Source organism: Chitinophagaceae bacterium C216 (assembly GCA_028485475.2).
In the GTDB taxonomy this organism is placed as follows: Bacteria; Bacteroidota; Bacteroidia; order Chitinophagales; family Chitinophagaceae; genus Niabella; species Niabella composti.
The window spans coordinates 2684618-2707071 of sequence record CP144143.1; the positions used below are offsets into that span (position 1 = coordinate 2684618).

Below are 22454 nucleotides of genomic sequence, written 5' to 3' on the forward strand. Positions count from 1 at the left end.
GTATGAAAACAATCATTGCAGAAAAACCAAGCGTAGCAAGAGAAATAGCCAGCCTGTTGGGAGCATCTGAAAAGAAAGATGGCTACCTGACGGGCAACGGCTATTTTGTTACCTGGGCATTCGGTCACCTTATCGGGTTGGGAATGCCCGAAGATTACGGCATATCTGGATTTGATAAATCAGCCTTGCCGATATTGCCAAACCCTTTTTTGCTGACCGTTCGGAAAGTCAAAAAAGACAAAGGCTATACAGCCGATGCAGGTGCATTAAAGCAACTGAAAGTCATCAAAGAACTATTCAATAAAAGCGATAGCATTATTGTAGCAACTGATGCAGGACGTGAGGGCGAATTGATATTTCGCTATATCTACGAACACCTGAAATGTAACAAGCCCTTTGAACGCCTTTGGATAAGCTCGCTCACCGAAAAAGCCATCAAGCAGGGATTTGACAACCTGAAAGACGGAAAGGAATTTGACGGATTGTACCAGGCTGCACAAGGCAGAAGCCGTGCCGATTGGCTCGTAGGCATCAATGCTACACAGGCTTTATCCATTGCCGCAGGAAACGGCGTGTATTCACTCGGCAGGGTGCAAACACCTACACTCGCTTTGATTTGCAAACGCTATCTGGAAAACAAAAACTTTTCGATAAAACAATATTGGCAGATACAGCTATTACATAACAAAGAGTTCATTGATTTTAGAAGCCTTTCCAAAACCAAATGGGACGACCAAAGGCAGGCAGAAGATACGCTCAGGTCTATTGAAAGGAACGGGAATACGATTACCGTTACATCGGTAGCAACCAAAGTCGTTACAGAGCAACCGCCATTATTGTTTGACCTGACAGGTCTGCAAAAAGAAGCCAACAAAAAGCTCAACCTTTCCGCCGAAGAAACACTCAATATTGCCCAAAACTTATATGAAAAGAAATTTATTACTTATCCCCGCACCGGAAGCAAATACATACCCGAAGATATGTGGGCGGAAATCCCCAACCTTGTAAGGGCTTTGCAGGACCGGGAAACCTGCAAGCAAGCCGTAACCAAAATGAAATGGGGGCGCTTCAATAAACGTATCGTAAACGATTTACGAGTTACCGACCACCACGGTTTGTTGATTACGGATAAAATTCCGTCAGCTCTGAACGTAAAGGAAAATGCGGTTTATGATATGATTGCCTTTCGGTTGCTCGAAGCCCTTTCACAATCCTGCATCAAAGAGATTACCGATGTTGGTTTACAGGCATTGCATTACGATTTTGCGGCAAAAGGATGTAAGGTTACGGAACCGGGCTGGCGTTCTATCAAAGGCAGTTTCACGGACGATGATATCGAACCGATACAGGATTTGCCCGACCTGAAAAAGGGCGATGAACTCAAAATAAAGGAAGCTGCCGTTCTGGAAAAGAAAACCAAACCGCCTGTGCTTTATACCGAGTCCGGACTTTTGTCGGCAATGGAAACTGCCGGAAAGGATATAGAAAACGAGGACGAGCGGAAAGCCTTGCAAAATATTGGTATCGGCACTCCGGCTACAAGGGCATCAATCATTGAAACCCTGTTTACACGAAGTTATATCAAAAGGGAAAAGAAATCCTTAATCCCTACTGAAAAAGGTTTGCAGGTATATGAACTCGTCAAAGAACGTAAGATTGCAGACGTTTCTATGACCGCCGAATGGGAATTGGCTTTGCAAAAAATTGAAAATAACGAAGGCGATGCGAGTGCGTTCCAAAAGGAAATGGAAACTTATGCTTCATCTATTACCGATGAACTGTTGCAGACTTCCATTGCCAATACGAACCTGTCAAAACTTACCTGCCCGAAATGCAAAAGCCAACATTTGATTATCCGTGATAAGATTGTTAAATGCCCCGATGAAGTTTGCAGTTGGGTACAGTTCCGCAATGTGTGTGGTGTACAAGTTAGAGTATCCGATATTGAAAATCTTGTGAATAAGGGTAAAACTTCACTCATCAAAGGAATGACCAGCAAATCCGGAAAGAAATTCGATGCCTACATTGTGTTGGATGCTGACTGCAAAACCTCCTTTGAGTTTGAGAAAAACAAAAGCAATAAACGCAATGGAAAATAAGCCGACTATTGTTCCACAAGAAATCAGAAATCTGATTTATACCATACGTGGCAGACAAGTGATGCTTGACAGCGACCTCGCTGCCTTATATCAGGTGGAAACCAAAATACTGAACAAAGCGGTAAAACGGAATATAGAGCGGTTTCCCGAAAAATTCTGTTTTCAATTGACCGATGAGGAAGCCGAATTTTTGAGGTTCCAAATTGGAACCTCAAACGTAGGGCGAGGCGGAAGACGTTACCTGCCCTACGTTTTCGGCGAACAAGGGATAGCGATGCTATCCGCAGTGCTTCGCTCCGATGTGGCTGTAAAGGTCAGCATTGAAATTATGGATGCGTTTGTAGAAATGCGGAAAATGCTTATCAGCAATGCGGCTTTGTTTCATCGTTTGGATAAAATTGAGCTGAAACAATTGCAAGCCGACCAAAAATTTGAGGAAATTTTTAAGGCTTTGGAAAGCGACAAGCTCCAAAGTGACAAAGGCATTTTCTATAATGGGCAGGTCTTTGATGCTTATACATTTGTATCGGATATTATCAGAAATGCCGAAAGTTCCATTATCCTGCTGGATAATTACGTGGACGATACCGTACTGACCTTATTGGGTAAACGTAATACAAATGTAACCGCAACAATCTATACCAAAAGTATCAGCAATCAGTTACGGTTAGACCTGCAACGTTACAACAGCCAATATTTGCATATCGAAGTAAAGATTTTCTCCGATTCACACGACCGATTTTTGATTATTGACGGTACGGAACTGTACCATATCGGAGCATCACTCAAAGACTTGGGTAAGAAATGGTTTGCCTTTTCACGAATGGATATAGAGGTTGGTAGAATGCTTCAAATTCTGAACACTCCATAAAACAAAACCCTCCGAATTTCCAGAGGGTTTTGTTTTAGACTTTAGATACTTTTATATTTTCAATTGAGCAGTAATGCTTTTATAATAAACTTTTAGTGCATCACGTTCATCTTTGCCTACATAACTATTGTGAGCAACTAAACACCTAATCTTGTACAATTCATCAACCATTACATTTAACCAATGTTCATTTTGTTTAGGGAAATACTGTCCAAAAATACTCCAATTACCAACAATGATTTTTCCCAATTCTATAAAATCACAATAAAACAAATCACTATTGCCCCTTAATGGTAAATATTTGCTTTCTTGTTCACTTCTCTTTAGCTTATCTATTGTATCTTGTACTTTTTTTGGAATATTTATCGTTTGTGATTTCATAATTTCTTCGATAAATATTCTTAAAGAATTTTCGATACAATATAAATACAGATAAACCTCCGACATTTCTCGTCCTTTCTGCTGTATATCTTGGGGCAAAAGGTTTAAATGTCCAAAATTTACACTTTGCTGTATTTCTTCTATACTATCCAGCAAGGAGTTTTCATCTGAAATTAGCGGATAAAATAGCTCATTAATATATTTTCTACGTTCTGCATATCCACCTTTAGCTTGCATTTCTCTTCTAAATTCTTGAAGCGTAAGGCAAATTTTAAATTCTTTTGGCTGGTTAGTTTTGAACTTAGCAGATTGGTTGAGTTCACTTTTCAGCCTTTTATATTCTGCTTCATTCTCACTTGTGATAGTAACATCGGTGGATGCACCTGTAAGTAGTATTTTTAGACGTTCAATGTTTTCTGTATAGTTCATTAAAAAAGTATTTTTAAGTTATTCTTCTTCATTACTATCTTCTTCAGGAAGCATAAAATCAAGGAATAATAATTCCGCTTTGGCAGTTTCATCCTCAAATTTCAAATCCCATCGTTTTTCCATAAATTCCAACAACCTGTTGCCTCTTTCAAGAATGGTATCAGGGTTCCAAGTATCATATCCAGCGACCTCGATTTCAGAGTGAGAGCCGTCAGAATAACCTTGTCTTATTTTTTCATTCTTTTCATTATACTTTGCATTTTTCTTGTCATCAAAGCAATCATTTTGTAAACTCGAATTTATACTTTGTGATAATGGTAAAAGATTACCTAAAGTTCCTTGGAAAAAAGGCAATTGCAATTTTTTGTAATTTTTAAAACTGTCTTTCCAGTTTTTATGTGTTGGTGTTTGAGGATAAATATGTTCAATGGAAACTTTATCCTTTTCACTTTTCACAAACAATCTCCAATCAATTTTTTGACTTCCTCTTCGTCTAACTTTTTCCATTTCATATTCATACAAGAAATATCGAAGCCCGTTCCAGTAATAAAAACCTCCTCCGCTTTTAAATTTCTTATCAATAAATTTTTGAAAATATGTGTAGTCAAAGTAGGTTTCTTTAGAATTTTCAGGAGTATAAAAACAATAGTTCATTCTATCATTCAATCGTTGAACGATATTGTCAATCGTCAATTCTCCGTTTCTCAGTTGCCGTGCAGCACGGTAAAATTCACTATTTCTATATGTTGAAAATGCCCGGCTAAGCCTAAATGTAATGAATATAAAGCGTTCGATTGAGCTGAATAGCTGAACTCTCTTGTCTGAATTGACACCTTTGCTTAAATAGGATACCGTTACGAGTGGACGGAAATAGATTATACCAATTCTGTTCAAACGGTCTATCCAAAGACTTTCCTGTTCGGTTAAGTCTGGATTGTTTATAGGATTGTGCGTATTATACCAATGAACGGCAGCAGCTTTTAAGCTGTTCACATAATCCTCAATCTCTTTCGGAGAAAGTTGAGAACGCAAAACTGTTATTTCTTCATCTCCATTTACCTCGACTTCCTCTTGGTCGGTATCTTCGTCTTCGCGAACTTCTTCAAATTCTTGCAAAGAACTTAGTTTCACTTCTGTTTTTGCATAGATATTTTGTGGTGTAAACTTCTGTTCTAATAGAAACCTAATATAGTCATCGCCTTTTTCTCTTGTATATTGAAAATACATTATCCAATGAGCAACTAAAAAATCATCATCATTAAGCGGATTTTGCTTATTTCTTCCCAGTTGATAATAGACTTCTTTCCAAGCATCATTAATTTTTTCACGCAGGGAATTTCGTTCATCATTCTTTAGCTCTTTTTCATCGTATAAAGTGGTTAAATAAATCAGCCTATTTTTTAGAAGCTCTAAATTTGAAAGCTTCTTACCACGATTATTCATTGTTTCAAATGCAACGAAAACGTCAAAATCATCGCTTATTTCATAGACGTTGAACATCAGATTTTGAGTAACTTTCTTAAATAATGCTTCTATTTCGCTCAACCCGTATTTATCATAATAGTTTTGTAGATTTTCCTTGAAAAATCGTTTAGCGTTTTCAAGATTAAGGGTATAAAAAGTTTCCTGAACTGTTCCGCTATCAGGCTCTAAGAAAACCTTATGGCGTAAGTATTTAAAACTTGGATTATCAACCTCGTATCCAAATTTATATGTTGTGATGATAAATTGGGGTGGTTTTTCTATTACCAAATATTCTTCCTTAATAGCCTTTAAGCTAAAAGAACCAAGATATATTTCTTCATCTTTTTTATCCTTATTTTCAGGTATGGCTCTTAGTTGTTCCGAAATTGCTTGTATGAAAATTACAAATGTTGTCAATCGCTGCTGCCCATCGACAATATGAAAGGGTTTAAAACCTCTGTCTTCAATCAACCATCGTTCGTCGTTCCAATTAGCCCAGATATTTCTATCCACCTTTTTTAAAGATAACAGCCCTGTATAATGAAATCTGTCAACAGGAAGATTAACCAAATCCTCCCAAAAATCTTTTAACTGTCGTGTTGTCCAGGCATAACCACGTTGATAATCCGGTATTTTAAATATTCTGTCTTTAAAAATACTTTTTAGGGATTCTAATTCATTCATTATTTTATAGCCACTATTTAATTGTAGGTTTTGTTAAGTTCAAAAATACAATTAATTCCTCTTGTATTTTGATTTAATACGCCAAATCCTGCCTCTCAACGCCAAATCCTGCCACATTTTCAAATGCACTCATCTACCGCTATAATTTTAGGCTTTCAGTAAAATCTAAACAAAATTATAGTATGAGTACACAGCAGAAAGACCTATCGTATTTCAGATTGCGATTGCAGGAATTAGTAAACAGTAGCTTCCCCGAAAAGGCACACGACCAAAAATTCATTGACCAGCGTTCATCATGGGCCGCCAATGCCTATGAGGGTGCTTTCCGTTCGGGAAACCCCATTGAGCAATGTAACGAGATAGCCAATTACATACTCTTTGAGGGTTTGCACTTCTCCAAGTTTGATACGGTTTTCCAAGTGGTGTGCAATGAGTTTGACACCCTGATGGCAGACGAGGAACTGCGGCCGTTCGCCCTTAAAATGCTCCCCGTCTGCGATCCTGTTTTTGACCGATATGAACTAACCGATGATTTCGCATACGGTTATGAGTTTGACCTGCTCTACACCGAAATAACCGGAGCCATCGCAATATGGATTGAGGAAAATGGGCTTCAGTAAAAAGCAACATCTCCAACAGAACATTGATGCCCTGCGAATTGCTTTTACACTTGATAAGGAGAACCGGCAAGCCGCCGTAGGCGAAAGACTGTCAATGATGCAATACAGCGGATTTGGCGGTCTTAAATTCGTCCTGAACCCCATAGCCGAAGATATAGACATCAACCACTGGCGGAAAAATGACCACGATCTATTCCCGATTACGCAGGAACTCCACCAACTGCTCAAAGAAAATTCCGAAGACGACAAGCAATACCGCCGATATGTGGATGGTATGAAAAGCTCTATACTGACGGCTTTCTATACCCCGCCACAGGTCATTGATGCCATTTCAACCGCCTTGCGTGAAAGCGGTGTAAAGATTGACAAGTTCCTCGAACCCTCCGCAGGTATCGGCTCATTCATCCAATCCTTTTCTGAAAACCACCAACCCAAAGTTACTGCTTATGAAAAGGATTTGCTGACAGGCAAAATACTAAAACACCTTTATCCCGAAAGCACTATTCGCATAAGCGGTTTTGAGGAAATTCCCGAAAAGGAACAAAACAGCTATGATGTAGTTGCAAGCAACATTCCGTTTGGTGATACTTCGGTGTTCGATTTGTCCTTTTCCAGAAGCAAGGACAATGCAAAAGTACAGGCTTCCCGAAGCATTCATAATTATTTCTTTCTGAAAGGGAACAATATGCTCCGTGAGGGCGGTTTGCAGGTTTTCATTACTTCACAGGGGATTTTAAACAGCCCGAAAAACGAACCGATTCGCAGGGCGTTGATGGAAAACAATAACTTAGTTTCGGTTGTCCGACTGCCCAACAACCTGTTTACGGAATTTGCAGGTACGGAGGTCGGAAGCGACCTGATTATCCTGCAAAAAAATACAGAAAAACAAAGTCTGACCGAAACGGACGAACTGTTTTGCCTAAGCAAACAGACCAAATTCGATACGCCAAGCAATGCTTTCTTCCGCAATGGTACAAGGGTAATCCATACCGACCGTAAAATAGATACCGACCCGTACGGAAAGCCTGCCATCATCTATACTCATAAAGATGGTGTAGAGGGGATTGCCAAAGATTTGAAGCAAATGCTTTCCGAAGATTTTGGGAAGTACCTGAATTTGGATTTATACAAGGGCGAACGGAACGATGAGCCTGTTATCCAAATTCCGGTTGAGCCAAAGGTAACGCCTCCGGTGATCGAACCTGTTATAGTTCAGCCAAAACCTGTACCAACTCCGGTTATACATCAGGAAAGCCCGCAGGAACTAAAACAGTTGAGCATTTTCGACCTGTTTGAAAATGCGGGCGAGCCAGTAATGGTATCTGCTCCACCCCAAAAAAGAATACAAACCAAAAGACAAAATGCTAAGAAATACAATCGTGAAACAGGTAGTCAAACCGACCTGTTCGGTGATGCGATGCAGCAACCTTTACCCGCCCCAGTTACGACTAATGCAGCCAATGGAAGTACATCATCCAACGGCAAAAAACTGGAAGTCATCGGCGACCTGTTTTCACAGGCAAACGGAAATAGCCGGGTGGATACACCGGTCGTTCCCATCGTTGCCAACAACACCATTCCTGAGCCTGCTCCGTACAGTGGTGAAGTGCAACCGTTCCACCGAAATGATTGCCTTGTAGAGGATAACGGCTGGGTCGGTCATCTGCAAGACGTAAATACCGCAGACGGTACGGCTGTTTTCCACCCTTTGCAATTGCCGTCCTTGCAAAAAGCAAGAGCCGAAGCGTATATCGGGGTGCGTGATATTTACCAACAGCTTTACAACAAAGAAGCGGAACTGCACACGGAACACAGAGAGGAACGGGAAACCCTTAACCGCTTGTACGATGCCTTTGTCAAAAAGTACGGAAACCTCAACAGTGCCGACAATATCAAGCTCATAAAGACGGATAGTGCAGGTAAGGAAATGCCCTATCTGGAGCGTAATGTTGGCGGTGTCATCCATAAGGCGGATATATTCAACCGCCCCGTAAGTTTCTCTACCACAACCATAGCAACCGACAATCCCGAAGAAGCGTTGGCGGCATCGCTCAACAAGTACGGAACCGTTGATTTGCACTATATGTCAGAGATAAGCGGGATGTCCGGCAAAGATTTAAAGGATGCGTTGCATGGCCGTATCTTTTACAATCCTGTACAAAAGGAATATGAGATTGCCGAAAAATGGGTTTCGGGCAATGTGGTTGAGAAAGCCGCAGAAGTACGGGAATACCTTGCTTCTCAACCGGAAGACAAAGATGCTGCGGAAAGCCTTAAAGTCCTTGAAGAATCCAAACCCCGCAGGATTGAATTTGAAGAACTTGATTTTAACCTCGGCGAACGCTGGATACCTACGGGCATCTACAACCGTTTTGCATCACACCTGTTCGATACGGAAGTCCGTATCCATTATTCCGAAAGTTCCGATGATTTTTCTATCCATTGCGACCGCAAGAATATCCATATCTCCGAAAAGTATGCCATCAAGTCCGAAAGCCGGACGTTTGACGGCATTAACCTGTTGAAACACGCCCTTGTCAATACCACGCCTGACATCACCAAAAAGGTAATGGTAGATGACAGGGAGGTCAAGGTGCGGGATATGGAAGCCATACAAATGGCGAATACCAAGATTGACGAAATCCGTACCGCTTTTACCGATTGGCTTCACGCTCAAAACGATGAGTTCAAAACGAGGCTGACCGACCAATACAACGACACCTTTAATTGCTTCGTCCGACCGGACTATGACGGCTCACATCAGGAGTTTCCGGGATTGGACCGCAAGGGATTAGGCATTGAAGACCTGTATTCGAGCCAAAAAGATGCCGTTTGGATGATAAAGCTCAACAACGGAGCTATCTGCGACCACGAAGTAGGTGCAGGAAAGACGTTGATAATGTGTACAGGTGCACAGGAAATGAAGCGTTTGGGAATGGCTCATAAACCGATGATTATCGGGCTAAAAGCCAATATTCCCGAAATAGCCGAAGCCTACCGCACCGCTTATCCTCACGCCAAAATCCTCTATCCCGGCGTTGATGATTTTACGCCCGAAAAACGCCTGCGGATTTTTGGCGATATAAAAAACAATGATTGGGACTGCGTGATATTGACACACGACCAATTCGGAATGATACCCCAATCGCCCGAGATACAAAAGGAAATTCTCCAAGACGAATTGGACACCGTAGAGGAAAACCTTGACGTTATGCGAAGTCAAGGCGATGAAATAACACAGTGGATGCTTAAAGGAGCGGAAAAACAAAAGGAAAACCTCGAAGTAAAGCTCAAAACCCTGCAACACGATATTGAAAACGGCAAAGATGATATAGTGGACTTCAAGATGATGGGCATAGACCATTTATTTATTGATGAAAGCCACCAGTTCAAAAACCTGATGTTCAATACAAGGCATTCAAGGGTGGCGGGATTGGGCAATCAACAGGGAAGCCAAAAGGCATTGAACCTGCTTTTTGCTATCCGTACCATACAGGAGCGTACCCAAGCGGATATGGGTGCGACCTTTCTTTCGGGAACGACAATCAGCAACTCACTTACTGAACTTTATTTATTGTTCAAATACCTGCGACCACGAGCATTGGCAAAACAGGGCATTAACTCCTTTGATGCGTGGGCGGCGATTTATGCGAAGAAAACGACCGATTACGAGTTTTCGGTGGCTAACAATATCGTGGCAAAAGAGCGTTTCCGCTACTTTATCAAAGTGCCGGAACTGGCTCAATTCTACTCCGAAATCACGGATTACCGTACTGCGGAAATGATTGGTATTGACCGCCCCGAAAAGAACGAGATATTTTACAACATACCTCCAACTCCGGATCAGGAAGAATTTATCCAAAAGCTGATGCAATTTGCTGAAACAGGCAAAGGCGAACTGTTAGGCAGAGCACCCTTATCAAAATCAGAGGAGAAAGCAAAAATGCTCATCGCTACGGATTATGCCCGAAAGATGTCGTTGGATATGCGGATGGTTAGCCCTCATTATGAAGACCACCCCGACAACAAGGCTTCACATTGTGCCAATAGTATCGTCAAGTATTACAAAAAATTCAACGTACAGAAAGGAACGCAGTTTGTTTTCTCTGATTTGGGAACCTACAAGCCCAACGAATGGAATGTATATGCTGAAATCAAGCGTAAACTTGTAGAAGACCACAATATCCCTGCTCACGAAGTCCGCTTTATTCAGGAAGCGAAGAACGACAAGCAACGTGAAGCACTTATCAAGGGAATGAATGATGGCACGATCCGTGTGTTGTTCGGCTCTACGAGTATGCTCGGTACAGGTGTCAATGCACAGAAAAGAGCCGTTGCCGTACATCATTTGGATACGCCGTGGCGACCGTCTGACCTTGCCCAACGGGATGGTCGGGCTATCCGAAAAGGCAATGAAATCGCTAAACATTTTAATAACAACAAAGTGGACGTAATTATTTATGCAGTAGAAAAATCGCTGGACAGCTATAAGTTCAACCTGCTGTACAACAAACAGCTATTTATAAACCAACTGAAATCCAACAATCTCGGCAAACGGACGATTGACGAGGGCAGTATGGACGAAAAATCAGGAATGAACTTTTCGGAATATGTGGCTATCCTTATGGGAAATACAGACCTGCTGGATAAAGCTAAAATCGAAAAACAGATTGCCGGATTGGAAAGCGAAAGACAATCGTTCAACCGTTCAAAATCAAGTGCCAAATACAAGCTGGAAGACTATACGGCAGAGCTTGATAGAACCCAATCCCGCTTTGACCGGATGAGCCTTGATTGGAACAACCTGCAAGGACGTATTCAAAAATATTCGGACGGTACTGTTGCCAACCTTGTTAAGCTGGACGGCTTGTCGCCCAATGCGGATATAAAACAAATCGGTGCAAAGCTCAATCAGCTTGCGGACAAATCCCGCACAGGCGGAGAATATGAAGAAATCGGAAGCCTGTACGGTTTTTAGCTTTTGATGAAAACGGAAATGTCGCAAAAAGAGGGCGTGGATATTCGGGTAAACCGATTTCTGATACAGGGAGAGGGTAACATTAAATACACCTACAATAACGGTGTTATTGCCAAGGACGAGAAATTGGCTTCTATGAACTTCCTTAACGCATTGGAAAAACTGCCAGGCTATATTAAGCAGGAGCAGGAGAAAATTTCCGAAATACAAAAAGATTTACCTGTACTTCGGGAAGTAATAAATGGAACCTGGTCTAAGGAAAGCCGGTTGAGTGAACTCAAAACGGAACTCGCCTCCGTGGAGCGAAAAATACAACTATCTATTACTCCCGAAACCAAAGAAGAACCTGTGGAACAAACTGAAAAACAGAAAGAAGCTCCACAGGTTTCAGAAAGTATTGTACGGACAAAAGGTGTTCATCTACCACGAGGGGTGCTATAAAATATAAATTACTTTTCGTCCTGCTCGTCCATTTTCTTTATCAGGGCTTCGCACAGGCTGTCGAGGAATTTTGTTCGGTTTATTTTACGGGCTTTCAATTCCATAAACGTATGGTAGAAATCGCCCAAATCAATATTAAAGGCACTTTCAAAGGTTTTGGCAATAAGTTTTATATCGGCATTTCCGTTGTCAAATACTCCCTTAGAATGAAGTCCATAAATTAGTTCAGTCATTGCTGTTTTGCTTGCTGTCCAATTGAGAGAAGAATTATCAAATACTTTTCGATAGTTACTATTTAGCTTGTCTTCGATATATACTTGTATCAGGTCGTTGGCAATTATTTTGGCGACCTTATAGTCGTGGGAAGTACAAAAACGATGGTCTGCCTCAAAATAAAAGGTGTCCAGCCATAACCTAATATCGTGTTTACCCCTAATAAAAAAATTCTCATCGAGGAAAGAGTTATTGCTACGGTAGTATTTGTAAAAATCAATGTTGTTGTCAAAGAATTTTTTGAGTTTGTTCAATTCTTTAGTCAGAAAATTTTTTGTTTGCTTTTCTCCATAAGGCTTTTTTGTTTCAATTTTATATACTGCATTGTAATAGATGAGTTTGGAAACAATAGCTGGTTTTTGATATTTGAAAAATTGGATTTCTTCATCGGTATTTTTAAAGCCATTTTTCAGAACATATTCCTTTAAATCAGACAGGCTTTGAATAATGAGTTTTATAATAGTTTCTGTTTTTTGTATCGAGAAATCACTTTCAAATTCTAATTCGTCAATTGTCGTTATCAATTTGTTCAGAATTTCGTTGTGGATTTTTTTCATTTGTTTACATATAAATTATCGTTACGCCAATCGTTTTGTCTATATTAAATTCAAAGCTCGCTTTGAAAAATTGGGTCTGTTTCTTAAATCTATTGCCTGATAATTGGAAAATCCAATTTCTTCTTTGGCTAAAGGCAAACCTTTATCAATCTTGCAGTTATTGTCTTCAGCGTGCAAGATATTCACGGCATATTTTCCTTTGTGGAGGTTTTAAAAGTAATCTCGCCTTGCAAAATCATTTCTTTACTATCTTCTTTTTATCCATTTATACATCTCAAACCACAAAACCGAAGCCGCTGCAATTAAAAATGACATTCCTAATTCCGAGATGTTCAATCCGGTTACGTGAAAGAAATCGGCAAAAAGTGGTATATACAATATGGCAAAAAGTAATGCCAACGTGGCTCCGATGATAACTGGAAATAAACGGTTTTTGTATTTGAAGCTGTCAAATATACTATAAACGAGAGAGCGGTTCGCCAGGCTCAAAAATATATTGGCAAAAATTAAGGTAGTAAAAACCATTGCTCTTGTAGTTTCTTCGTTGCTTCCTTTTTGAACGGCAAATTGATAAACGAATAATACACCTGCTGTAATTATCAGACCTTGAATAATGCTGATGCTTAATTCTTTCCGGTTCAGAAAGGTTTCTGTCATTTTTCGTGGCTTTTGTAACATTGCATTTTTCTCTATCGGTTCGTTTTCATAGACAATGGAACAGGTTGGTCCCATAATGAGCTCCAGAAAAATAACGTGTACCGGCGTAAAAATATGCGGGTAAATCCAACCTAAAAACAAAGGCAGTGAAACGGTCAGAATAATCGGGATATGAATGGAAATGATGTACTGAATGGCTTTTTTGATATTGGCGTAAATCCGTCGCCCTGCAGCAATTCCTGTAATGAGTTTGTCTAAATCATCGTTGGTAATAACCAGTGAAGCTGCTGCTTTGGCTATTTCTGTTCCTTTGTTTCCCATAGCGACACCAATATGAGCGGCTTTTAGTGCAGGGGCATCGTTCACACCATCACCCAACATAGCCACCACTTCTCCGTTTTGCTTCAAAGCGTTTACCATTGCCAGCTTTGCTTCGGGAAACATCCTTGTAAATAAAGTTGTTGTCTTTGAAAACTCTATCAATTCCGCATCGGAATGATGAATGATTTCAGCACCATTAACAGCCGGAGTATGATTGATAATCCCAGCTTGACGGGCAATGGCATTTGTGGTGTCAGCATTGTCGCCTGTAATCACTTTTACTTTAATTCCGGCATCGTAAATTTTCCGGAATACCTGCTGGATATTTTTTTTAGGTGGGTCGTAAAATACCGTAAATCCTAAAAAGTCAAAATTGAAATCCTGCTGTTTTTCGGGAAAATTGTTTCCCTTAAAATAACATTTGGCAACCCCTAATATCCGGTAACCTTGTTTGCCAAAATCACTAATATGCTGACGCAGTTTATCTTTTTCGTGTTCCGAAAGATTGGAAACAGCAAGAATGGCTTCGGGAGCACCTTTGGCTGCCACTATTCTTTCGCCTGAATGGTTTTCAAAAAGATGCGTCATCATCGGAGGCTTACCGTCCAACGGATATTCGTGCACCATTTGAAAATCTTTCCGTCGGTCATTCGGTTGAGCTTGCTCATAAATCTGATGCAGTGTTTTTTCCATCGGGTCAAACGGAACGGGTTCGCTGCTCCACATCGCAAAAGCAATGAGTTCGGATAATTCGGGTGCATTGAAACGTTCTTCGTCAAAAACCTGATTGGATTTATAATCGAAAAGGGCTTTCAGTCGCATAGAATTTTCAGTAATTGTTCCGGTTTTATCCGCACAAATTACAGTAGTGCTTCCCAATGTTTCTACCACGCTGCTTCGCTTGATGATAATACCTTCACGCATCAGTTTCCACGCTCCCAATGCCATAAACGTAGTGAAAGCCACGGGAATTTCTTCCGGTAAAATGGACATTGCCAAAGTCAGTCCGACCAACAGGCTTTCAATAATACTCTGGGATTGCCAAAAACTGTATGCCCAAACCATCAGAAAAACTATTAATCCAATAACTGCCATCCATTTTACAAATCTGGTAATCTGGATTTGCAGTGGTGAACGCTCTTCTTTAATCTCCTGAATGGATTTCCCGATTTTTCCCAGCTTCGTTTCTGAACCGATTTTTTCTACTTTAAAAACCGCCAGTCCTGAAACTGTCAAAGTACCGCTATATACTTTTCTATCTTCGGTGTCCTGACTTTTGAATACTGAAAAACTTTCTCCCGTTAGAGAGGCTTCATTTACTGAAAAATCGTTGCTGTGTACTATTTCACCATCGGCATTAATCATTTTTCCTTCCTCAGTAATGCACAAATCGCCCACGGCAATTTCGTGGGTAGGTATTTGTATTACTTTTGAATTTCGGATAACCGTGCTGAGCGGTTCGTTCAGTTTTTCCAGAGCTTCCAATGCCTTTTTGCTGCGATTGTCCTGATAGAATGAGATGCCTGAAACAGCTATGATTGCTCCCAACATAAAAGCCGCTTCGGAATAATTTCCCACAACCACATAAATGACCGCTACCGCAATGAGTAAAAGTAACATTGGTTCTTTGAGAATAGCCAATAACATATTGTACCAGGTATTCTTTTTTATACTGTCTGAGTGGTTATAACCAAATTTACTTTGGGAAATTTTTAGCTCTTCTTCCGAAAGACCTGTGAGATGTTTTGGGATATTATAGGTTGTCATATTTTTTAATTTTAGATGATTAGTTTCAAGTATTGAAACTGCTTTTGGAATAACTAAATTAGTAGTGTTACCAATTGTTTTTGTCAATATGAATTATTTATTTAATCTCCGCCAATCATTTTTGACGTTATTCCCTTTTTGCCTGTTAATTCTGCTATAACAATTCCTGTAATGTGTAGCAATATAAAAATCGGAAACCAGTATATAGCCAGCTTATGTACGGTTTCCATAGGCTCTTTCAAATCCCCATCGCCCCATTTGAGATAAAATCCTGTTATAGCAGCAATAGCTACAAACAAATAAAATAAGATATATGTCATCCCTTGCAGACGTTCTTTTATGGATTGTTTTCCGATAAAAGGATTGGGGAAACTTGTTCCTTTCAACAGTATATAAGCAATCCTCATTAAGAAGACAAAAACGATGATATACGCTGCGTATTCGTGCCATTGCCACATAGGGTTAAGGATATCATTGACTATGGCCATTGTCTGTTCCTTCGTCATTACTCCGGGAGCATCCTGCTCGATAACCGCAACAATGGGCTTTCGACCCATCCACTGCATTCTTAAAAATCCGGTAATAAACAGTACGGGCATCAGAAGTCCCAAAGACCAGTGCAATATTCTATGAGTTACAGTAAACTCTTTCTTAAAGATTGTTTTCATTATTTTAAAATATTTTAATAATTGTAAGTCCGACTGCTTTGGATTGATAGAAAGGAACAACGGACAATACTTCCCTTTCTTTTTTTGACGAAAACCATTTTGATGTGACAGGAAACAACCAATAGGCAATTTCGGTTGATACAATACCTATTCCTGCACCGGCAATTATATCACCCACCCAATGTTTATCATTTATAACACGATATATGCCTGTGGCTGCTGCAATGGGATAACCTGAAATACTCAACCAAAAATTGGTTTCTTTGTATTCCCTAAACATAAAATGTGCTGATGAAAAAGCCGTTGCTGTATGCCCCGAAGGGAAAGATAAATAATTTGAGCCATCGGGGCGTGTCTCTCCTATGAATTGTTTTGCAGGCAATACAATTGCGGCGGAAACCAATTGGGAAGTAGCATAAATAATGGTTCGGTCTCTAAAATTATGTTTCCCTTTTATCCCAGCAAGATTAAGCCCATATACAGCCGCAGCAGGAGCATATTGCATATAATTATCTATCGTGGCACCGGCAATAAAATGTTCTCGTGTTTCGTGTCGGGTAGATAAATTAAGTTCTTTCAGCTTAGGAGATGTTAAGCTTACAATTCCATAAGAGATAAAAACCGACGGGACAATAAGTTTCTTTGCCGAAAATTTATACGCTTTATCTTCAATGCTTAATGTGTCTTTGCCTACTGTTTGAGCTTTTAAGCTCAACGCATACAAGAAAGTAATCAATAACAATGGTTTCATCTTAATCTTCTGCTTTATTTTTCAATGCCATTAACAATGTATAGGCTCCTTTTTGGGCGATTTTTTTACCGCTTAAATGGTTTCCGTTGACAATCTCTATCCAGCCATCTCCAGAGGAACCGATTTCTACTGCTGTCATTCTGAAACTGTTCTTTTCCAGCACTTCAAAGACATAATGTTTTCCTTCAAAAGTCACAACGCTTTCCTCCGGAAGTGCTAATGCTTTGATTTCGGGTATGGGAACTTCGGCATTCATATAAAGACCAGGAATAAGTTTTGCGTTGTTTTCCGTGAAATGGGCGTGAACCTCCACCGCCCGGTCTTGGGAAATATTTTTACCGATTAGAATGATTTCGCCTCCATATTTCTTCTCCGGATTGCTGTTGGTGTATGCCGTAAGCGATTGTCCGATGCTGATTTTATCCCAATCTTTTTCAAATACTTTTAGGTTCAGGTGCAAATCTTTCGGATTTACCAGTTCAAACAACACATCCGATGGAGAAACGTATTTGCCTATATTCACAAAAACCTGCGAAACGAAACCGTCAAAAGGTGCATACACAGATGCAGTACGTTTGATGTTGTTCACCGAAACATTGAAGGGATTGATATGGATTAACCACAGTTTTTCTTCCAGTGCCTTTTGGCTGATGAGTAGCGTTTCATAATTGGCTTTTGCCTGCAAATACACTTTATCACTGCTTGCTTTACTCTGGTTCAATTGCTTCTGGCGGTGGTATTCGGCTTCTGCATTTTGCAATTGAGCCTTTGCCGTCAGGTAATCCTGTTGCAGTTGGATGAACTGGTTGTCTTCCATTACAGCGATCACTTCACCTTTTCGGAAGTGCATTCCGGGTAGCAATTTCGTGGATTTTACATATCCGCCCAACGCACTGCTCACCGACACGAGGTTTTGTGGCGGTACGTCCACCGTCCCGTTCAGTTTCAGCGTTTTGGTAACGGTTCTTTCTTGTAATTCAACGGTCGTCAGCGAGAATGCTTTTAGCTGTTCGTCCGATAGTTTCAACACATTTTCGGTAGCTTCCGTAGTGTTTTCTTCTGTTGTATTTTCCTTATTTCCGCAACTCCATAACAGGAGCAAAACGAAAATTCCGACTATATTTTTCATTTGAATAATTTATTTTGAAATGAGATATTGAAGATTGATGATTTGGAAATTGAGCTGCATCACGGCATCGTAATAATCACGTTGTATCTGTATCGCCTGATTATTGAGCATCACCCAGTCTAAGTAATTGATTTCGCCATTGGCAAATTGTTCTTCTGCTGTTTTGAAAATCTGCTCGGCTGCCGGCAATTGTTTTTTCTTATACGTCCCGACGATGTCAAGCTGTGTCCGGTACTGTTGCAATGCTGCTTCATACCCGCTTTCCCATTCCGCTTTACGCAAAGCGAGTTCATTTTCCGTGAAGAGAATACGCTGTTCCTCTGCTTTAATCTGTGATTTCTGTGCTTTGAAAAAAATAGGTATGCCTACACCCACCTGAAAGGAATTAAAGCGATTGCTGTTCAAATCCCTGAAGCTCTGGTTGAAATAACCAACGGACAGATTGGGCAACAGCTTCGATTTTTCTAATCGAACCGATGCTTTTGCTTTTTCGATTTCCTGTGCCGACAATAGCAAGACCGGATGTTGTGCGACATCTGCATTCGCATCAAAAAGTCCATCCATAACAACGATGTCGGAAGCCGATGGTTCATAGCGGGTGTCAGCATTCAGCATCAGTTGAAACTGTATTTTTGCCAACTCAATTTCGTTTGCCAATGCTTTTAATTGTATAGCAATGTTTTCCCGTTGCACTTCGGCAGCTGTTTTTTCAAGCAAATTGCTTTCTCCGTTTTCCATCCGCAGAGAAGCTTTTTCTAAAAACCCTTTATACATTTCATCGGTACGGTTCAGGATTTTTTCCCGCTCACGCAAAACCAAAATCTTGTAAAACAGTTCACTTACAGTCTTACGGATGTCCAGTTTGTTCAGGTTCACCGAAATAACTGCCGAATTCCATTCTTCGTTCAGTAGTTTCTTCTGGTTGCTGTACACAGTCGGAAAACTGAAAGATTGTGAAATCCCGAATTTATTATCGGAACTAGCACTGTTGACCTGTCCGAATTCGCCCGTTACGGCAGCCTGTGGAATGTTGGCTCCGGTAGCCGTCCGCTTTTTATAATATTCGGCGAGCAAGCTTTGGCTTTTTGCCGACAGGTTGTTTTCCGTAGCCATTTTTACCGCTTCTTCGAGTGTGATGCTTTGCGAAAATGCCGAACCACTTAAACCCAATAAAATAAGCAGTGTTGCACTTTTCCTGCCGAATGTCAGTTTGGGGAATTTCAGTTTTTCAAACAGTACAAATAAAGTGGGCAATACAAAAAGGGTCAGAAATGTTGCAAACAGTAAACCGCCGATTACCACCGTTGCCAACGGACGCTGCACTTCCGCTCCTGCACCGTTGCTCACCGCCATCGGGAAGAAACCGAGCGATGCCACGAATGCGGTCATCAGTACCGGGCGAAGCCTTGTCTTGGTTCCCAGCAGTGCTATCTGGTACAGGTTTTTCTCTCCGGCTTGCTTCATCCGGTTAAACTCTGCGATAAGCACAATTCCATTGAGTACGGCTACCCCGAAAAGGGCAATGAAACCGATACCTGCACTGATGCTGAACGGCATTCCACGCAATGCCAACAAGAAAATTCCACCGATTGCAGACAGAGGAATGGCGGTATAGATCAACAAACTTTCCTTAACGGAACGAAAGGCGAAGTACAGCAGAATGAATATCAATACCAGCGAAACCGGAACGGCTACCATCAATCGGTTCGTGGCTTCATTCAAGTTCTCAAAGGCTCCGCCGTAGGTTACGTAGTAGCCGGGCGAAAATGCCATCTGTTTATCGGCTTTGCCCTGCAATTCGTTGACGATGCTCTGTACATCACGTCCACGAACGTTGAAACCAACCACAATCCTCCTTTTGGCATCTTCCCGCTGGATCTGAGCAGGCCCTTCTATGATCTGTACATCGGCTACCTGATACAGTGGTATCTGATTGCCCTTGGGCGTGGGGATAAGTAGGTTGCGTATATCTTGCAGATTTTCACGTTGTGTTTCGTCCAGACGAACCATCAGGTCGAAACGCTTCTCGCCCTCATACACTTTACCTGTACTTTGTCCCGCAAAAGCAGTGTTCACGACTTTGTTGATGTTAGTTATATTCAGATTATATTGGGCAATATTTGCACGGTTGTATTTTATTACCACTTGTGGCATCCCTGTGATGGGTTCGATGTATAAGTCCTGAGCTCCTTCTACCGTTTTGATGATTTCGCCTAAGCGGGCTGCATAAGCCGACAGGCTGTCCAGATCTTCACCGAAAATTTTACAGACCACATCCTGCCTTGCTCCGGTCATCAGTTCGTTAAAACGCATCTGCACAGGATATTGAAATCCGGTCGTAATTCCTGGAACTGCTTCAAGTGATTTGCCCATTTTTTCAGCCAGTTCTGGAAAGGTTTTGGCCGATTTCCATTCCTTTTTATCTTTCAGGATCACCATCAGGTCGCTCGCTTCCATCGGCATCGGGTCGGTGGGTACTTCACCGCTTCCTATTTTGGTCACGACCTTTTCTACTTCGGGATAATCCCTGATGAGGATATGGGCTGCTTTCTGGGTGTATTCAACCGTTGTTTTCAGATTACTTCCCGTCAATACACGGGTATCTACCGCAAAATCGCCTTCTTCCAATGCCGGAATAAATTCGCCTCCCAAGCGGGACAAAATAAGCACCGCAACGATGAACAGGGAAACCACCACACCAATAACGATTTTCGGGAAATGCAGCACCTTAGCGAGTGCTTTGTGATGAATGTTCTCCAACTTTTGCATAATCCGGTCAGAAAAATTGGGTTTGTGCTTGATTTTTTTGCTCAACACCAATGAACTCATCATCGGAATATAGGTCAGTGAAAGGATGAATGCGCCAATCAAGGCAAAAGCAACAGTCTGTGCCATCGGCTTGAACATTTTTCCCTCGATGCCTTCGAGTGTGAAAATCGGTAAGTACACGATCAGAATAATGAGCTGTCCGAAGACGGCACTATTGACCATTTTGGTAGCCGAACTGCTAACCTGATGGTTCATTTCGTCCTGCGAAATGCGATTGGCAACTGCAAATTTCTTTCCGTGCAACTGGTGCAGCACAGCTTCGACTATGATGACCGCTCCGTCCACAATCAATCCGAAATCCAATGCTCCCAAGCTCATCAGGTTACCGCTCACGCCAAACAAATTCATCATAATGATGGCAAACAGCATTGACAGCGGTATCACAGAGGCAACCAGAAATCCGGCTCTGAAATTTCCGAGGAACAGGACCAGTACAAAGACCACGATCAAGGCTCCTTCTGCAAGGTTGGTCTCAATGGTGCTGATGGCATTGTTGACCATCTTGGTACGGTCGAGAAAAGGTTCAATGACTACACCTTTGGGCAATGTTTTCTGGATAACGGCAATGCGTTCTTTCACATTTTTGATAACTTCGGCACTATTGGCTCCCTTGAGCATCATCACCACCGCACCGGAAACTTCGCCCTGGTCATTGTAGGTCATAGCTCCATAGCGTGTGGCATAGCCCGTTTTCACTTCGGCAACATCTTTCAACAATACAGGAATACCATCCTGCGTAGCCGTGACCGAAATGTTTTCGATATCTTCTATATTGCCTATCAGTCCTTCACTACGGATATAAAGCACGGTAGGGCCTTTTTCGATATAAGCACCTCCAGTATTCTGGTTGTTATTTTCCAATGCCGTGAATACGTCACTGATGCTGAGGTTCAGCGATTGCAGTTTGTTGGAATTGACCGCAATTTCATATTGTTTCAGCTTACCTCCGAAGCTGCTGACTTCGGCAACACCTTTTACACCTAATAGTTGTCGCCTTACGATCCAGTCCTGAATGGTACGCAGTTCGGTGGCATCAAATTGGTTTTCGTACCCTTTTTCGGGTCTTACCACGTATTGGTAAATCTCTCCCAATCCAGTGGAAATAGGCCCCAGTTCGGGCGTACCTACACCATCCGGAATTTCATTCTGAACGGTTTGTAATCTCTCAGCAACCTGCTGTCTTGCCCAATACACATCGGTATTGTCATCAAAGACAATGGTTACCAACGATAATCCAAAGCGGGAAAAACTCCGTATTTCGGTAATACCGTTGATATTGCTGTTTGCCTGTTCGATAGGGAAAGTAACCAGACGTTCGATATCGGTCGCTCCCAAGGAAGGTGCTACGGTAATGACCTGCACCTGATTGTTGGTAATATCAGGTTGTGCGTCAATCGGCAATTTGGTGACTTCGTATAAGCCCAAGCCGATAAGGGCTATGGTAAAAAGCCCGATGATGAGTTTATTCCGAATGGAAAACTCAATTATTTTATCTAACATAAATTTGTACTACTGTTAATGATGAATGGAATACG

The 22454-nt window shown here is 41.3% G+C and carries 12 protein-coding genes and 2 pseudogenes; 5 read left to right on the forward strand and 9 right to left on the reverse strand.

All coding sequences use genetic code 11. From position 1 onward, the window contains the following. Positions 1-2 precede the first annotated feature (2 nt). Positions 3-2099, forward strand: coding sequence for a type IA DNA topoisomerase (locus tag PIECOFPK_RS11495; protein ID WP_409965952.1), 2097 nt, complete (start codon positions 3-5; stop codon positions 2097-2099). Beyond that, positions 2089-2970, forward strand: a complete 882-nt coding sequence (locus tag PIECOFPK_RS11500) for an ORF6N domain-containing protein (protein ID WP_409965953.1) — start codon at positions 2089-2091, stop codon at positions 2968-2970. Before PIECOFPK_RS11495 ends, PIECOFPK_RS11500 begins: the two co-directional genes overlap by 11 nt. Positions 2971-3021: 51 nt before the next feature. Here the strand turns inward: PIECOFPK_RS11500 and PIECOFPK_RS11505 are convergent, their stop codons facing one another. Then, positions 3022-3780, reverse strand: coding sequence for a hypothetical protein (locus tag PIECOFPK_RS11505; protein WP_409965954.1), 759 nt, complete (start codon positions 3778-3780; stop codon positions 3022-3024). 18 nt (positions 3781-3798) lie between these two features. Further along, complete coding sequence (locus tag PIECOFPK_RS11510; protein ID WP_409965955.1) at positions 3799-5928, reverse strand: DUF262 domain-containing protein; 2130 nt, start codon at positions 5926-5928, stop codon at positions 3799-3801. Positions 5929-6110: 182 nt separating this feature from the next. Here PIECOFPK_RS11510 and PIECOFPK_RS11515 point away from each other — a divergent pair, with 182 nt between their 5' ends. The 3 genes and pseudogenes from PIECOFPK_RS11515 (at position 6111) to PIECOFPK_RS11525 (ending at position 11967) form a co-directional block, all read left to right on the forward strand. Beyond that, positions 6111-6548 (forward strand): DUF1896 domain-containing protein, encoded by a 438-nt coding sequence (locus tag PIECOFPK_RS11515; protein WP_409965956.1) that lies wholly within the window; start codon positions 6111-6113, stop codon positions 6546-6548. Next, a pseudogene (locus PIECOFPK_RS11520) lies at positions 6535-11523 on the forward strand (N-6 DNA methylase); the annotation flags it as partial. The gene PIECOFPK_RS11515 and the pseudogene PIECOFPK_RS11520, both read left to right, overlap by 14 nt. Positions 11524-11544: 21 nt before the next feature. After that, positions 11545-11967 carry a hypothetical protein gene (locus tag PIECOFPK_RS11525; RefSeq protein WP_409965957.1) on the forward strand — a complete coding sequence of 141 codons (423 nt, stop codon included), beginning with the start codon at positions 11545-11547 and terminating at the stop codon, positions 11965-11967. A gap of 8 nt (positions 11968-11975) precedes the next feature. On the opposite strand, the gene PIECOFPK_RS11530 is transcribed toward PIECOFPK_RS11525, so the two are convergent. The 7 genes and pseudogenes from PIECOFPK_RS11530 to PIECOFPK_RS11560 all read right to left on the reverse strand — a co-directional run bounded on the left by PIECOFPK_RS11530 (position 11976) and on the right by PIECOFPK_RS11560 (position 22419). Further along, entirely contained in the window at positions 11976-12797 is an 822-nt protein-coding gene (locus PIECOFPK_RS11530; RefSeq protein WP_409965958.1) for an RteC domain-containing protein, read from the reverse strand. A gap of 39 nt (positions 12798-12836) precedes the next feature. Further along, a pseudogene (locus PIECOFPK_RS11535) lies at positions 12837-12995 on the reverse strand (DUF2141 domain-containing protein); the annotation flags it as partial. 48 nt (positions 12996-13043) lie between these two features. Beyond that, entirely contained in the window at positions 13044-15542 is a 2499-nt protein-coding gene (locus PIECOFPK_RS11540; protein ID WP_409965959.1) for a cation-translocating P-type ATPase, read from the reverse strand. A gap of 101 nt (positions 15543-15643) precedes the next feature. After that, positions 15644-16210, reverse strand: coding sequence for a cytochrome b/b6 domain-containing protein (locus PIECOFPK_RS11545; protein ID WP_409965960.1), 567 nt, complete (start codon positions 16208-16210; stop codon positions 15644-15646). Between the two features lie 4 nt (positions 16211-16214). After that, positions 16215-16961 (reverse strand): phosphatase PAP2 family protein, encoded by a 747-nt coding sequence (locus PIECOFPK_RS11550; protein WP_409965961.1) that lies wholly within the window; start codon positions 16959-16961, stop codon positions 16215-16217. 1 nt (position 16962) lies between these two features. Next, the gene (locus tag PIECOFPK_RS11555; RefSeq protein WP_409965962.1) at positions 16963-18090 is read right to left on the reverse strand and encodes an efflux RND transporter periplasmic adaptor subunit; all 1128 of its coding nucleotides are present in this window, start codon (positions 18088-18090) and stop codon (positions 16963-16965) included. Positions 18091-18099: 9 nt separating this feature from the next. Next, positions 18100-22419, reverse strand: coding sequence for a CusA/CzcA family heavy metal efflux RND transporter (locus tag PIECOFPK_RS11560; protein WP_409965963.1), 4320 nt, complete (start codon positions 22417-22419; stop codon positions 18100-18102). Positions 22420-22454: the final 35 nt, after the last annotated feature.